We start from the raw sequence: 13,136 nt of genomic DNA on the forward strand, positions 1-13,136 counted from the left end.
GCCCTAACCCGCGCGCAGCAGCGCCACCACTTCGTCGGTGGTGCGCACGTCGCAAAACGTCACCATCAGGTTGGTGAGGCTGGCGTTGTGCTCCTCGTCGCTGCGCGTCGCGGTGCCATCGGCGACGAAGTGCACGGCGTAGTTCAGCATCATGGCGTCGCGGGCCGTCGATTCGCAGCAGACGTTGGTGAGCGTGCCGGTGACGATCAGCGTGTCGATGCCGCGCGCCCGCAATTGCGCGTCGAGGTCGCTGGAAGCGCCGACGAACGCGCTGTAGCGCGTCTTGTCGACCACGAGGTCTTCCGGGCGGACGTCGAACGCGCCGTCCACCGCATGGGCCGGATGCCCCGGCGTGAACGCCGCACGCATGCAGTCGCGCACGGCCGGCGGCATGAAGGTGCCGAGCCACAGGCTCCAGTCGCCCTCGGGCCCGGTGGTGTGCCGCAGCCAGACCACGCTGCCCCCAGTGGCACGGGTCTCTTCGGCAAGGCGGCGGATGTTGGGAATGACGGCGCGCGCCAGCGGCACCTCGCCGACGGCTCCTGGCTGCACGAAGCCAGYCTGCATGTCCACCACCACGAGGGCCGTCTTCGCCGGGACGATGCGCTCGAACACATGCCGCCGCCCGCGCCGGCTGATCAGGCGATCGACGACGGCCTGGGGGATCTGGATGGTGTGCAAGGGAATCTCCGAGAGCGGAACAGGCCGGACGTTAGAGTAAAGCCGTGCCGCGACCAGCGTCTTTTGTGAATGGGCCGGCGGCAAACGTGCGATGGGGCAGGGGCGACTGCAAGCGGCCTGGCGAGATCGTTGCCTGCCACCTTGGCGATGGACTCACGCCGGGCTATGAAGGGCCCGCGCGGACGTGGCGAAATCGGTAGACGCAGCAGACTTTGGAATTGGAGTGCCCGCGGGGAAATCCGCGAAGTAGAACCGCTCAAAGTCGGGGAACGCTAACGGGCAATGCCCCAGGCCAATCCCGAGCCAAGCCCTCTCTCCGAGGGAAGGTGTAGAGACTGGACGGGCGGCACCTAAAGCCTCAGGCCATGGTGAAGGGACAGTCCAGACCACAAACGCCGAAAGGCGGCGGCGAAAGTCGAAGTGGTATGAAAATCTGCCTCTCGTTGAGAGTACGGGTTCGAGTCCCGTCGTCCGCACCATCCATTCGATGAATGCCATGGGGTTGCCGGGCACCGCTCGGGAGGTCGCGCCGAGCTTCGTCGTGTCCCCGGGCCGCGGGCTTAGGAGGGATGTGCGAATTTTATCGGGCGATAAGCTAAAATAGTGAATTATCGCACAGATCGGATCTTCGTATTCTTCCGTCGGAAGCGAGCTGATCCATCGTCACGCGTCTCTTGAGGGGACACTGAGACGGCGTCAGCCAATTGCACGCAACGCTGACGGAGAGACAGATGTCGAGAACCGCCACCCCACTCCTGATCCTCGTGGCCGTCCTGCTGACGGCAAACGGCATTCTCGCAACGTCACTTCCGCTCGGTTGGACGAAAGACGGGATCTCACCGCAGACCATCGCCTTATTTGGCGCGTGCCTTTATGGGGGTGTGCTGTTCGGCGGATTGGCCGGGCAATCGCTCATTACCCGGCTGGGATGCCGGCGCAGCTTCCTGTTCTACATCGCCATTTTCGGAGCGGCGAACGCCGCGTTTGTCCTGCCGGCGCCGCCTGTGTTTTTTGCTCTGGCCCGTGTCGGGGCCGGCGCTGCGATTGCGGGACTCTATCTGCTCATCGAGAGCCGCATGAACGCGATCGCCGCGCCCGACCATCGTCAGCGCTTGCTGGCGGTCTACATGATCGTCTTCTATTGCGCCCAGGCTGCCGGTTCCGCATTCGCGGGCCTTGTCCCCACGATTGCGCTTCTGGTCGCGCTGGCGCTGATTGTCTGCTGCGGCTTCTGGCTGAACAGCTTCCCGTCACGGCCCGCAACGCGGCCCGTGGCCTGCGGTCGCGATGCGCTCGATCTCGCCGGGTTGCTGAGGACATCGCCGGCGGCGCTCGCCATCGGGCTTGCGGCCGGTATCGGCCTTGGATGCTTCTATGGGATGGGGCCACTCTTCGCGGCCGCCGCTCTCAAGAATGCGTCCCTGGCCGGAACGTTCATGGCAGTGGCGATGATCGGCGGGGTTCTTGGTCTGGTGCTCGCCGGAAGCGTCTCTGATCGCCTTGGCGCGAAAGTCAGTCTGTCGACCGTTTCATTGGCGACGGCAGCGACGTCGTTCGCGCTGGCTCTGAGCATCAACCGCGGGGCCGGCAGCATCATGGTCATGGCGATGTTGTTCGGCGCCTCCGCGTTCAGCCTCTATCCGCTGGGGTCTGCCCTGATGAATGCAGTCGCGCCCGCGGCACAGCGTGTCACCGCGAACGCCATGTTCATTGTCGCGACGGGGCTGGGGGGCATGGTCGGACCGCTGGTCGCCAATTCACTTCCGCGCGCGATGGCGGCGCAGGCTCCGTTCCTGGTCATTGGAGCTGCGACCCTCATCGCCAGCCTCTTCATTCTGGCGCGCCCGGTGGCGATGCCTGCCGTCGTGATGAAGTCGTAGCGAAGCGGATTTGACATTCGCCTCCCGCCGGGCCCAGCCGCAGCATGGACGGCGGCTTCGCGCATGCACAAGGCATGCGCGAAGGCCTATGGCTCGGTGCCGCGTGCGAACATCTCGATGAGATGATCGGCAACCAGCCTGACCCTCGGAATGCGGGCGATGTCCGGTCGCATGACCAACCAGAGCTCGCGCGACGGGGGCGTCTCGCCCATGTCGAGCGCAACGAGGTTGTGTTTGGTCCGCGCGAGCCATTCGGGCAGCAGGGCGATGCCATAGCCGCCGGCCGCCGTGGCAGCCTGGGCCATCTGGCTGTTGCTGCGCGCGGCGAACCGCCGCCCGGAAAACTTGCGCTTTGCCCAGGCTGCCTCGGGCACGGATTCGCTGTCGGGATCGAAGCCGATCAGGATCGGAGTCTCGCCTGCAGCGACGCGGGCCGCATAGGAGGCCGACGCGTAGAAGCCATAGTCGAATGTCGCGATACGGCGGGTGAGCAACTCGCCCTTCGCAGGTTGTCCCAAACGCAGGGCGAGATCGGCCTCGCTCCGGGCGAGGCTCAGGTTCCTGGAATCTGCGATCAGCTCGATGTCGAGTTGCGGATGCTCGCTCAGCAGATGCCCCAGGCGTTCCGCGATGAAGCCGTCGGCCAGGCTGCGCACGACCGTCACGCGAACGAGCCCGGCCGCCGCCGTACCTGCCTCGAGACGCCTGAACGCTGCGGACGCCGCTTCTTCCATGACGGACGTTTCGTCGAGCACCGCGCGGCCCGCGTCGTTCAGGACAAAGCCCTCCGTGCGTCGTTCGAACAAGGGCTGCCCGAATGCGGCTTCGAGATTGGCCAGGCGGCGTGAAACCGTCGCGTGATTGACGCGAAGGGCGCGCGCTGTCGCACTCAACGTGTTGTGACGGACGAGGGCGACAAAATATCGGATGTCTTCCCAGTCGAGGGCTTCTGTGCGTTTTTTATCGGTCATTGATAATTGATACTGAATTTTCGCACGGAATGGAACCGGCTATCTCTTGCGGGTCCTCAAAACCGATGGAGACCCCGATGACCGCGCTTCCCAAGACCCTGCTCCAGATTGCCGGCGCTCCTCTCACCCCGAGTCCGCTCGATCGTTCCGTGCTGATCCTGATCGACCACCAGCTCGAATATGTCACCGGTGCCATTCCCCTGGCCGGGATCGAGGCCGCCATCGCCGAAGCTGCCCGGCTGCTCGATTTGGCGCGCAAGCATCACGTTCCGGTCTTCCACATCGTGCATCATGGACGTCCCGGAGCTGCAGCATTCGACCCGCAGGGGCCTTATGCGGCGATCATGCCCGAGCTGCTGCCGATCGATGGCGAGGAAGTCGTGATCAAATCGCTTCCGAGCTCGTTCGCGGGTACCAACCTGCATCGCCTGGTTCAGGAGACCGGGCGCAAGGAGCTGATCATTGCGGGGTTCGCCACCCACATGTGCGTCAGCACCACGACGCGGGCAGCCCTTGATCTCGGTTATCGCAGCACGGTCGTTGCAAATGCCACCGCATCGCGCGATCTGCCGCTGTTCGATGGCTCGGGGGTGATTCCGGCCGAGACAGTTCGCCAGACGGCCCTGGCGGAGCTTGCCGATCGCTTCGCCATCATCGTGCCGGACACCGCCGCCCTGTCGAGCAACGGCACCGGCGCCTGATCGAGGCGGGCGGCGCTCGCGCCTCGGCTGCTTTCCCCTTGATCGTCGTCGCCGGCTGACTGTGCTCAGCCGGCGAGGACGCCGTCGCAAGGCCCTGGCGCTGGCGACCCTCGGCCAGCTGTCGTCGCGCATCACAGCTTTCCCAACGAGGGGCCTGAGCAGGACAGGTGGCTCGCCCGCCACGCAGCCTTCACCGTGGCGTTGGCAGGGCAGGCGGCACAGGCCCGCAGCAGCATCGCGGCCATGAAGGCGCAGCTGCCCGCGCTCACGCCGGAGCAGGATGTGGCCATCCTGCGCGACGCGGGATTTGTGAACATCGAGCTGTTCTACGTTGCCTTCACGTTCAAGGGCTGGGTCGGCGACAAGCCCTGAGCGCGCGGGCCTCTCGCCGTGCATTCAAAATGGAATAACTCCAAACACGCTGCGACATGCGGACGCGGCTGTGCATGTCATCATCACGGCGCGCTTCTTAGACGCCTTCTATTGGTCAAATCGTTGCGCGTTGCCTAAGCGATTTTCGCGATCCGTGTCGCGCAGTGTCTGCGCATGACGATGCTGATCGAGAAAATCCTGGGGGCTCCGTTGAACGAATTTCGTCTGCCGCAGGTCGCGGCATTGTCAGTCGCATTGCTGTCGACATCCGCCATCATCCATCCGGCCGCCGCGCAGCAGGCCGCTCCAGCTACCGCGCCGGCGCAAGCCTCGGCTGGCATGGGGCAGCCGCTGCCAGCAGTGATCGTCAATGCCGGCAAGCCGCGTCGCCAGGCGGCGGCGTCGCGCCGCAAGCCTGCCGCAACTGCGGTTGCGGCCGCGCGGTCCGCGGCGCGCCGTGACAATGCAGCGCCTGCGTATGTCTCGGTCGGGGTCGAGGCTTCGCGCCTGCCGGCGAGCTATGCCGGCGGACAGGTCGCGCGCGGCGCCCAGGTCGGGCTGCTCGGCAACAAGGACTACATGGCGACGCCGTACAGCATCGCCAGCTACACCGAGAAGACCATCCGCGACCTGCAGGCGACCAGCGTCGCGGAGGTGCTGACCACCACCGATCCGTCGGTGCGTGCCGCGATCGGCAGCAGCAACCGCTACGATGCGCTGACCATCCGCGGCTTCCGCGTCGAGAACAGCGAGACGTCGCTGAACGGCCTCTATGGCCTCGTGCCCAATTACCGCACCAATCCCGCGCCGATCGAGCGCATCGAGCTGCTCAAGGGCCCCGGCGCCTTCCTCAACGGCATGGCGCCGCAGGGCAGCATCGGCGGCAGTGTCAACATCGTCACCAAGCGTGCGGACGATGATCCGCTGACGCGGATGACCGCGGGTTATTTGTCCGACGCGCGGTTCGGCACCGCGCTCGATATCGGGCGGCGCTATGGTGACAACAAGGAATTCGGCGTCCGCTTCAACGGCGCGATCGAGGGCGGCGACACCGCGATCGACCGCCAGTCGGCCCGCAACGGTTCGGCCTCGCTCGGCCTCGACTACCGCGGCGAGCGGCTGCGGGTGTCGGCCGACATCATCTACCAGAACGACTGGATGCGGGCGGCCGCGCGCGGCTACACGCCGCTGCGCGGCATCGCCGTTCCCGCAGCTCCCGATCCCAGGATCAACCTGGCGCAGCCGTTTGATCATGCCCGCGCGCAGAGCGTCACCGCGCTGACGCGCACGGAATACGACCTGACCTCGAACGTCACGCTGTTCGGGGCGATCGGCGTCAACCGCTTCAATTTCGACAAGCAGGAGGCGCCCGGGGCGACCATCCTCAACTCCGCCGGCGACGCGCAGTCGACCTCGAAATTCCAGACCGGCAAGTCGGAGACCGTATCGGGAGAAGCCGGCGTGCGCACCCGCTTCGACACCGGGCCTGTTCGTCACGAGGTGGTGGTCAGCGGCAGCTCGATGCAGCTCGTCGACTGGCTGGGACAGACGACGTACGGCAGCTACCTGACCAACATCTATCGTCCGACGCTGTTGGTAAGCCCCGGCGCGCCGGTGTCGTCCTATCCCATGGGGCGGGCCGACATGACGCGGCTGCAGAGCGTCGGCGTCGCCGACACGCTGTCGATGATCGACGGCATGGTGCAGCTCACGGTCGGCGCGCGCCGCCAGCAGGTGGTCACCAGCAGCTATTCGTCGACCACGGGCGACACCACCGATCACTACGACCAGAGCAAGACCTCGCCGTCGGTGGCGCTGGTGCTGCGGCCGATCAAGCAGCTGTCGGTCTATGCCAGCTACATCGAAGGGCTCTCGCCGGCGTCGCCGCCGCCCTCGGGCGCGGCCAACCCGACCCAGGTGTTTGCGCCGTCCCAGACCAAGCAATACGAGGTCGGCACCAAGCTCGACCTCGGTCACTTCGGGGCGACGCTGGCCGCGTTCCAGATCGCCGTGCCGAGCGGGCTGGTCGATCCCGTCACCAAGATCTACAGCCTCGACGGCGAGCAGCGTCATCGCGGCATCGAGCTGAACGCGTTCGGCGAGGTCGCGCCCGGCGTGCGCGTGCTCGGCGGCGTCACCTTCCTCGATGCCCGGCTCACCCGGACGCAGGGCCATGTCAATGACGGCAACCGCGCTGTCGGCGCGCCTGACCTGCAGGGCAACCTCGGCGTGGAATGGGATACGCCATTCCTGCCCGGGCTGACGGCGACCGCGCGGGCGATCACCACCAGCAGCAGTTATGTCAGCGCCGACAACCTCCAGCAGGTGCCGAGCTGGACCACGTTCGACATCGGCGCGCGCTATGCCACCACGCTCGCGGGCCGGCCGACCACCTTGCGCGCCAGCGTCACCAACCTGATGGACAAGCGCTACTGGATCGCCAACCCGACCGGCTATGTCATCAGCGGCATGCCGCGCACGGTGTGGCTGTCGATGTCTGTGGACTTCTGACCGGCGGTCATTGGATCGTTGCGGAGCGCCAAGCTCCGTCCAGAGGAAATGCTTCGAATGCCCATCGCCACCCAGCGTGGCGGTGGGCGTTCTGACGTGAGGGTGCTGCATCCAGCGCTTTCGTCTTGCGCTCAGCTCCATGTTGCATCGCATTGTGGCGCGGGAGCCGGAGACGGACTATCTCAAGGTTTCCTGGCATGGGGAGTCCGAATGGTCGTCACGAGGGAGCGGGGAACGTCGGCTGACGAAAAGCCCCGATGGTGGCAGCTTACGAAGGATGACCTGCTGGCTCGGGTCTTCTTTTTCATTCTCGGGGCTGTGCTGACGACGATGAGCGTCGCAGGTATGTGGGTGATGCTCTCTCCGCGCTGGCATCAAGACAACCTGCTAGCTGCTATCGGATACTGGCTCTTCGTCGTTTTCCTTATGATTGTAGGCGTGCTGCAAATGATGCGGTGTTTCGTGTCGTCGCGTTCTCTGATTACGAGTTGGGCTGAAAAATTTGGTCCGGGTCCCTCGCTCGACGGCAACGGAATTTACCTGATCTTCTTGTTACCTGCGCTCTTGATTACATTTTTTCTCCGCCTCGTTGGCGTGAGAGGCGAGCGTAGGCCGGAAGCACCGTCACCGCAGCCGGAGGATGATGAGGTGCCGCTGTCGGATCCGCCGCCCTGGCGAGCGAGCGGTGGAGATCAAGGCCGTGGCGATCCTGTCCGAAGGGACGCAACGCTGAAGGCAGGGGCAGCGTATCGTCAACTCCCCGAATTTCTGGCGCGCGCGCGCGATCGCCGGCCGGGACCACGGCCGGTCCCTTCGCGGGGCTGGTTGAACGATTTGTTTGGGGAGGACGATCTGTTTGTCCGGATCTGCTGCCTGGTCGTGGGTACTCCCTGTGTGTTGACAGGTTGCATTGCTGTACAGGAACTCCTGTTTACACGGCAGAACACGGTCAGTTTCGTCTTCCTTCTTCTGGCCGCGACCATGTTCATCGCGTATGGATTGTTGCAGCTTATCGGCGTCGTGGCGCCGGTTGGATCGCGCGTCGCACGGTTGGCCGTTCGATCAGGACCGGTGTGGCTTGAGTGGAACAACTGGGCCGGGATCGTGCTGATCCTTCTCGCGATCCCGATCATCGTCTTGCTGCGCGCGATCGGGGTGAGGGGGCAGTCGCTGCCCGATCCCGCGGGCCGCCGCGATCCCGATTGATCCTGCACCGCGCCTACCGCGCCGGCAGACACCCAAGCCCCTTCAGCGACGCGCGCACGGCCTCGTCCAGCGGCGTCAGCGGCATCGCCGCGCCGAGGAAGGCGCGCAGCTTGCGGTCGTCGAGCGCGATCGACGTGCGCCAGAGATAGCGCATCTCGGCGAGCTCGCGGAACAGCCGCACGAACGGCTGCAGCGCGACGACCAGCATCCAGGGAAACGACCACACGCTCGGCCGCGGCGCGCCGACGGTGCGTGTGATCGCACCCGCCATGTCGCCGGCGGCGAGCTGGTAGCCGGCGTAGTGAAACATCTCGAAGGGGGCGAGCTCGCTGTCACGGTCCATCAGCCGTGCGATGGTCTCGGCGACGTCAGGAAGATAGGCCCAGGCATGGCTGGTGCCACGCGCGGTGACCTCGAGGATGCGCCGCACCGGTGCGCCGCGCTGGATCATCGCCGCCGAGAACACACTGTTGTCGGTGGTGCGCGGGCCGAAATAGTCGCCGGCGCGCACGATCAGCGCGCTCGCGCCGGCCTGCGCCGCGGCCGCGAGCCGCTTTTCCATCTCGACGCGGATCGCGCCCTTGCGTGTCAGCGGGCGCTGCGGCGAGGTCTCGCGCAGCGACGGGAAGGCGTCGGGGCCGAAATTGTAGACGGTGCCCGGCAGCACGATACGCGCGCCCACGGCTTTCGCCGCGGCGATGGTGTTGTCGATCATCGGCAGCACCAGCTTGTCCCAGTCGCGATAGCCCGGCGGGTTGGCGGCGTGCACGATCAGCGACACGCCTTCGGCGGCGCGGCGGACGTCGTCGGCGTTCATGGCGTCGCCGACCACCCAATCGATGCCCGCGCCGGCAGGCTGCGGCCGGCGGCTGAGGCCGCGCACGGTCCAGCCGTGGCGGGCGAGCGCCGCGGCGGTCTCGCCGCCGATGCCGCCGGTGGCGCCGATCACCAGGGCGATGCGGGGCCGGGCCGGGGGTGCGGGGGATTGGGTGTGGGACATGGTGTTCTCCAGGGCATGTGGATTGAAGCGGTGTTCCTGAGGCCGACCATGCCGCAGCATCGTATATTCGTTAATTGCCTAATTTGGTTGATTTGCTATACATAAATGTATGATTGAGCCAAGCTGGAGCCATTACCGCGCGTTCCTGGCGGTGCTGCAGGAGGGCAGCCTGTCCGGGGCGGCGCGGGCGCTCGGCGTGACCCAGCCCACCCTCGGCCGCCAGATCGCGGAGCTCGAGCAGGATCTGGGCATCGCGCTGTTCATCCGCTCCCAGCGCGGGCTCGTTGCCACCGATGCGGCGAAGGACATCGCACCCCATGCGGAGGCGATGGCGGCGGCGGCCGGCGCGATCATGCGTGCCGCTTCCGGCGGCACGGCCGAAGCCGCCGGCGTGGTGCGGATCACCGCCAGCGAGATCGTCGGCGCGGAGGTACTGCCGCCGATGCTCGCCGCGTTCCGCCGCGTCCATCCGGCGGTCACCATCGAACTGTCGTTGTCCAACCGCGTCGAGGACCTGCTGAGCGGCGAGGCCGACATCGCCGTGCGCATGGTGCGGCCGGGGCAACAGGCGCTGGTGGCGCGGCGGATCGGCACGGTCGGCCTCGGGCTCTACGCCCATCGCAGCTACCTCGAAACCGCCACCGCGCCGTTGACGATCGACGCCGTGATGCAGCAGCACGCGCTGATCGGCTTCGACCGCGAGACGCCGTTCCTGCGCGGCCTGCAGGACAGGCTCGCCATCACGCGCGAGGCCTTCGCGCTGCGCACCGACAACGACCTTGCACAGCTCGCGGCAATCCGCGCCGGCTGTGGCATCGGCTTCATCCAGCACGGCATCGCCCGCCGCGATCCGGATCTCGTTGCCGTGCTCGCCGCGGATGTCGGATTTTCACTGGAGGTCTGGCTCGCGCTGCACGAAGACCTGCGCGCCAGTCGTCGGCTGCGCCTCGCGATGGATCACCTGACGGCGGGGCTTACCGCTTATGTCGCGGCATCGCAGCCCTGACCGGGGAAATGGCGGCAGATTGGCTCAGCGTGGCTGTGAGCGTCACAACCACGCATAGATCACAAGTGCATTGAACGACACCGCAGCAGTCAATGCCAGCGGCACGATCAAGTGCAGGCCCGTCACGGCGGTTGCAAGGATCTTCGTCATGGGAAGAGCATGGCGCGATTCCACCAAAGGAGTCCGCAGCTTTATTTTTACGCTCTTAACGCCCTCGTTTACTTCCGATTCACGACTCGGGGAAGGTTCAGAACAGCTGTTTTTGCCGTGGACTTGCGGCGTGTTCTGCGCGCGATTCGGATGTCGGGATGCCCTCGCGGAGGCGGCCGCGGCGCGCGACAACGCCGTCAAAAAACCCGTTGAGGATGCCTTTGAGGATCCCCTGGAAAGCGATGGCAAAAGGCGGCATAGGCTTGAGCTGCCGGCTGCGCTAAGGTTGCCATGGCCTCATTCCCGACACGCGGCTGCGCTTTACGCACCTGCAGCTTCACCTTCACCACCACGCCAGACAGACACCCGCATGATCGCACGCCGCCCCGTGAACCGCCTTGCCCGCATCGCAGCCGCTGTCGTGAGCTGTGCGCTCGCCGCAGGCTGCGCCGGGATCGCCGACAACGCGGCGGTCGCCTTCGCCGATCCGGCCAAGTACGATCTCTACAGCTGCACGCAGCTGCGCGGGGTGCGCGAGGTCAACGCCAGGCGAATCGAGGAATTGCAGGGGTTGATGGCCAAGGCGAAGACCGGCACCGCGGGACCGGTGGTGGCCGAGGTCGCCTATGGCAACGACCTGCTGTCGACCAAGGCGCAGGCCAAGCTCGCCGACGAGGTGTGGCTGCGCAATCGCTGTGACAGCGAGGCTCTGCCGCCGGCGCCGTCCGATCCCGCGGCCGCGGCGAAGGATCTCAATACGGTCGGCAAGCGGCGCTCCGGCGCGCGCTGAGTTCGCGTCGCCTCCGGGCGTCAGGCGAGTCGCCAGCGATAGATCCAGTCCTGCCGTGCCAGCAGGCGGTCGCCGCCGATGAAGCCGATCGCGGTGTCGCGCGCCAACGCCATCAGGCCGCGCAGATGATAGATCTGCCCGGTCTGCCGCGCGGTGCGCTGCACCCGCGCCACCCGCGCGCGCCGCAGCGACGCATAGCGCGCCAGCGCAGAGGCGACGTCGGCCTGCGCGCCGGCAAGACAGTCGGCGAGCACGGCGGCGTCCTCGATCGCCATTCCCGCGCCCTGCGCCACGAACGGCAGCATGGCATGCGCCGCGTCGCCGATCAGGGCGATGCGGCCCCGTGTCCAGGGGCCTTCAGCGTCCACCGCGAACAGCGCCCAGCGCCGCCAGCTCTCGACGCTGCCGACCAGCGTGCGGGCCGCCTCCGGCCATTGCGCAAGGCGGAATTCGTGCTGGATCTCGCTGCTGTCGGCGGTCTCGTTCCAGCCCTCGCCGTGCCAGTCGCCGGACGAGATCGCCACCACATTGAAACGCTCGCCGCCGGAGATCGGATAGGCGACGAGATGGGCGTTGGGGCCGAGCCAGAGCTGGACGCGGTCACGGCCGACCGTGCGCGGCAGCCTCGCCGCGTCCACCGTGCCGCGCCAGGCGATGCGGCCGCTGAAACGCGCCTGCGCCTGTGGGGCGACGGTGGGGCGCACCGCGGACCACACGCCGTCGGCGCCGATCAGGGCAAGGCCGGTGTCCTGGCGCAGGTTGTCGCCGCATCGCTGGTCGACACGCACGCCGTCGGCCGTGTCGCTGGCGCCGGCGAAGGCGGTGCCGAGCCGCAATTCGATGGCCGGGGTTTCCAGGACGCGGGCGAGCAGGGCGGCCTGCAGGTCGGCGCGATGGACGATCCAGTAGGGGGCGCCATAGCGCTGTGCCGATGCCGCGCCGAGCGGGATGCGGCCGATCTCGCGGCCGCTGCGCGCGCTCATCACGGAGATCGCGCCGGGGGTGATCAGCCGCGTCGCCAGATGGGACTGAACCCCCTGTGCGATCAGGATGCGGCTGGCATTGGGAGAGAGCTGCAGGCCGGCGCCGACTTCGTCGAGGCGCTCGGCCCGTTCCAGCAGAATGACGCGAAAACCCCTGGCGGCCAGCGCAAGGGAGGCGGTCAGCCCCCCGATGCCGGCGCCGGCAACGATGACGGGCGTGCTCAGGCAGCCTTGTCCTTCAGCCGGCATTCGGGCGGACGCGACTCGCCGGCGCCGAGATCGGCCGCGAAGCGGTACAGCGTCGAGCAGTACGGGCAGATGATCTCGCTGTCGTTGCCAAGGTCGAGAAACACATGCGGATGATCGAACGGCGGATTGGCACCCACGCACATGAACTCCCTCGCGCCGATCTCAATGACCGGAACCCCGGCGTCATTGTGAAAGTGAGGAACGACGTGATCAGCCATAACCTATCCACCTGTCCAGGCCGCGCCTGTCAAAAAGTCAATCGAGCGGGATGATGAACACCTGGCGAACATGCTCAGTTTCGCTGGGTACGCCGACGCGGCGCGCGGCACCATACTGACCAATTTCCCCGACTTCCAGACCACCGGTGCCCTGATCCGGAAATTCTCCATAGGCCTTCGCGGCCTGTTGTCAGGCCCTGTCCAAGGCGGTTTCCGCCCGCGGTTCCCCGCGACTTGCATCATCGAAATTCGACACAATCTTGTCGTTCTGGAGAAGCCCTCCTTTCGTCGGTCTGGTGGGCCCCGTGAACGATGCTCTTGATCGCTGAAGCGGTGCAGCCAGGGCGGGAGGCCGGCGAAAATCGCTTAGGAATCAGCGTTTTCGCAAGGTTGGCGAGACATCGACGACGCGCTCGGG

General features: G+C 66.4%; 12 protein-coding genes. 7 read left to right on the forward strand and 5 right to left on the reverse strand.

The genetic code is table 11. From position 1 onward, the window contains the following. Positions 1 to 3: 3 nt before the first annotated feature. Positions 4 to 681 carry an isochorismatase family protein gene (locus AB4Z37_RS21185; protein WP_441518719.1) on the reverse strand — a complete coding sequence of 226 codons (678 nt, stop codon included), beginning with the start codon at positions 679 to 681 and terminating at the stop codon, positions 4 to 6. A gap of 731 nt (positions 682 to 1,412) precedes the next feature. Between AB4Z37_RS21185 and AB4Z37_RS21190 the strand changes: the two genes are divergently transcribed. Further along, positions 1,413 to 2,561 (forward strand): MFS transporter, encoded by a 1,149-nt coding sequence (locus AB4Z37_RS21190; RefSeq protein ID WP_441518720.1) that lies wholly within the window; start codon positions 1,413 to 1,415, stop codon positions 2,559 to 2,561. Between the two features lie 86 nt (positions 2,562 to 2,647). On the opposite strand, the gene AB4Z37_RS21195 is transcribed toward AB4Z37_RS21190, so the two are convergent. Next, positions 2,648 to 3,532 (reverse strand): LysR family transcriptional regulator, encoded by an 885-nt coding sequence (locus AB4Z37_RS21195; protein ID WP_441518721.1) that lies wholly within the window; start codon positions 3,530 to 3,532, stop codon positions 2,648 to 2,650. A 77-nt stretch (positions 3,533 to 3,609) separates the two neighbouring features. Between AB4Z37_RS21195 and AB4Z37_RS21200 the strand changes: the two genes are divergently transcribed. From AB4Z37_RS21200 to AB4Z37_RS21215, 4 genes are all read left to right on the forward strand, one after another. Then, complete coding sequence (locus tag AB4Z37_RS21200; RefSeq protein ID WP_441518722.1) at positions 3,610 to 4,233, forward strand: cysteine hydrolase family protein; 624 nt, start codon at positions 3,610 to 3,612, stop codon at positions 4,231 to 4,233. Between the two features lie 243 nt (positions 4,234 to 4,476). Next, positions 4,477 to 4,605, forward strand: a complete 129-nt coding sequence (locus AB4Z37_RS21205; RefSeq protein ID WP_441518723.1) for a hypothetical protein — start codon at positions 4,477 to 4,479, stop codon at positions 4,603 to 4,605. Between the two features lie 174 nt (positions 4,606 to 4,779). After that, positions 4,780 to 7,116, forward strand: coding sequence for a TonB-dependent receptor (locus AB4Z37_RS21210; protein ID WP_441518724.1), 2,337 nt, complete (start codon positions 4,780 to 4,782; stop codon positions 7,114 to 7,116). Between the two features lie 210 nt (positions 7,117 to 7,326). Beyond that, a complete protein-coding gene (locus tag AB4Z37_RS21215; RefSeq protein ID WP_441518725.1) occupies positions 7,327 to 8,322 on the forward strand; it encodes a hypothetical protein in 996 nt (331 codons plus the stop codon). A gap of 13 nt (positions 8,323 to 8,335) precedes the next feature. On the opposite strand, the gene AB4Z37_RS21220 is transcribed toward AB4Z37_RS21215, so the two are convergent. Continuing rightward, positions 8,336 to 9,322, reverse strand: a complete 987-nt coding sequence (locus AB4Z37_RS21220) for an NAD-dependent epimerase/dehydratase family protein (RefSeq protein WP_441518726.1) — start codon at positions 9,320 to 9,322, stop codon at positions 8,336 to 8,338. A gap of 109 nt (positions 9,323 to 9,431) precedes the next feature. Between AB4Z37_RS21220 and AB4Z37_RS21225 the strand changes: the two genes are divergently transcribed. After that, positions 9,432 to 10,328: a LysR family transcriptional regulator gene (locus tag AB4Z37_RS21225; protein WP_441518727.1), complete on the forward strand. Its 897-nt coding sequence runs from the start codon at positions 9,432 to 9,434 to the stop codon at positions 10,326 to 10,328. A 520-nt stretch (positions 10,329 to 10,848) separates the two neighbouring features. Next, positions 10,849 to 11,268, forward strand: coding sequence for a twin-arginine translocation pathway signal (locus tag AB4Z37_RS21230; protein ID WP_441518728.1), 420 nt, complete (start codon positions 10,849 to 10,851; stop codon positions 11,266 to 11,268). A gap of 20 nt (positions 11,269 to 11,288) precedes the next feature. Here the strand turns inward: AB4Z37_RS21230 and AB4Z37_RS21235 are convergent, their stop codons facing one another. Further along, positions 11,289 to 12,500 carry an FAD-dependent monooxygenase gene (locus AB4Z37_RS21235; RefSeq protein WP_441518729.1) on the reverse strand — a complete coding sequence of 404 codons (1,212 nt, stop codon included), beginning with the start codon at positions 12,498 to 12,500 and terminating at the stop codon, positions 11,289 to 11,291. Further along, positions 12,473 to 12,718: a zinc-finger domain-containing protein gene (locus AB4Z37_RS21240; protein ID WP_211964367.1), complete on the reverse strand. Its 246-nt coding sequence runs from the start codon at positions 12,716 to 12,718 to the stop codon at positions 12,473 to 12,475. The genes AB4Z37_RS21235 and AB4Z37_RS21240 overlap by 28 nt, the downstream gene beginning before the upstream one ends. Positions 12,719 to 13,136: the final 418 nt, after the last annotated feature.

This window comes from Bradyrhizobium sp. 2TAF24 (genome assembly GCF_052115025.1).
Lineage (GTDB): Bacteria > Pseudomonadota > Alphaproteobacteria > Rhizobiales > Xanthobacteraceae > Bradyrhizobium_A.

What these genes read in the sequence shown, in the direction of transcription:
- AB4Z37_RS21190 (WP_441518720.1), top strand. Translation starts at nt 1,413, where the DNA reads ATGTCGAGAACCGCCACCCCACTCCTGATCCTCGTGGCCGTCCTGCTG.
- AB4Z37_RS21195 (WP_441518721.1), bottom strand. Translation starts at nt 3,532, where the DNA reads ATGACCGATAAAAAACGCACAGAAGCCCTCGACTGGGAAGACATCCGA.
- AB4Z37_RS21200 (WP_441518722.1), top strand. Translation starts at nt 3,610, where the DNA reads ATGACCGCGCTTCCCAAGACCCTGCTCCAGATTGCCGGCGCTCCTCTC.
- AB4Z37_RS21205 (WP_441518723.1), top strand. Translation starts at nt 4,477, where the DNA reads ATGAAGGCGCAGCTGCCCGCGCTCACGCCGGAGCAGGATGTGGCCATC.
- AB4Z37_RS21210 (WP_441518724.1), top strand. Translation starts at nt 4,780, where the DNA reads ATGACGATGCTGATCGAGAAAATCCTGGGGGCTCCGTTGAACGAATTT.
- AB4Z37_RS21215 (WP_441518725.1), top strand. Translation starts at nt 7,327, where the DNA reads ATGGTCGTCACGAGGGAGCGGGGAACGTCGGCTGACGAAAAGCCCCGA.
- AB4Z37_RS21220 (WP_441518726.1), bottom strand. Translation starts at nt 9,322, where the DNA reads ATGTCCCACACCCAATCCCCCGCACCCCCGGCCCGGCCCCGCATCGCC.
- AB4Z37_RS21225 (WP_441518727.1), top strand. Translation starts at nt 9,432, where the DNA reads ATGATTGAGCCAAGCTGGAGCCATTACCGCGCGTTCCTGGCGGTGCTG.
- AB4Z37_RS21230 (WP_441518728.1), top strand. Translation starts at nt 10,849, where the DNA reads ATGATCGCACGCCGCCCCGTGAACCGCCTTGCCCGCATCGCAGCCGCT.
- AB4Z37_RS21235 (WP_441518729.1), bottom strand. Translation starts at nt 12,500, where the DNA reads ATGCCGGCTGAAGGACAAGGCTGCCTGAGCACGCCCGTCATCGTTGCC.
- AB4Z37_RS21240 (WP_211964367.1), bottom strand. Translation starts at nt 12,718, where the DNA reads ATGGCTGATCACGTCGTTCCTCACTTTCACAATGACGCCGGGGTTCCG.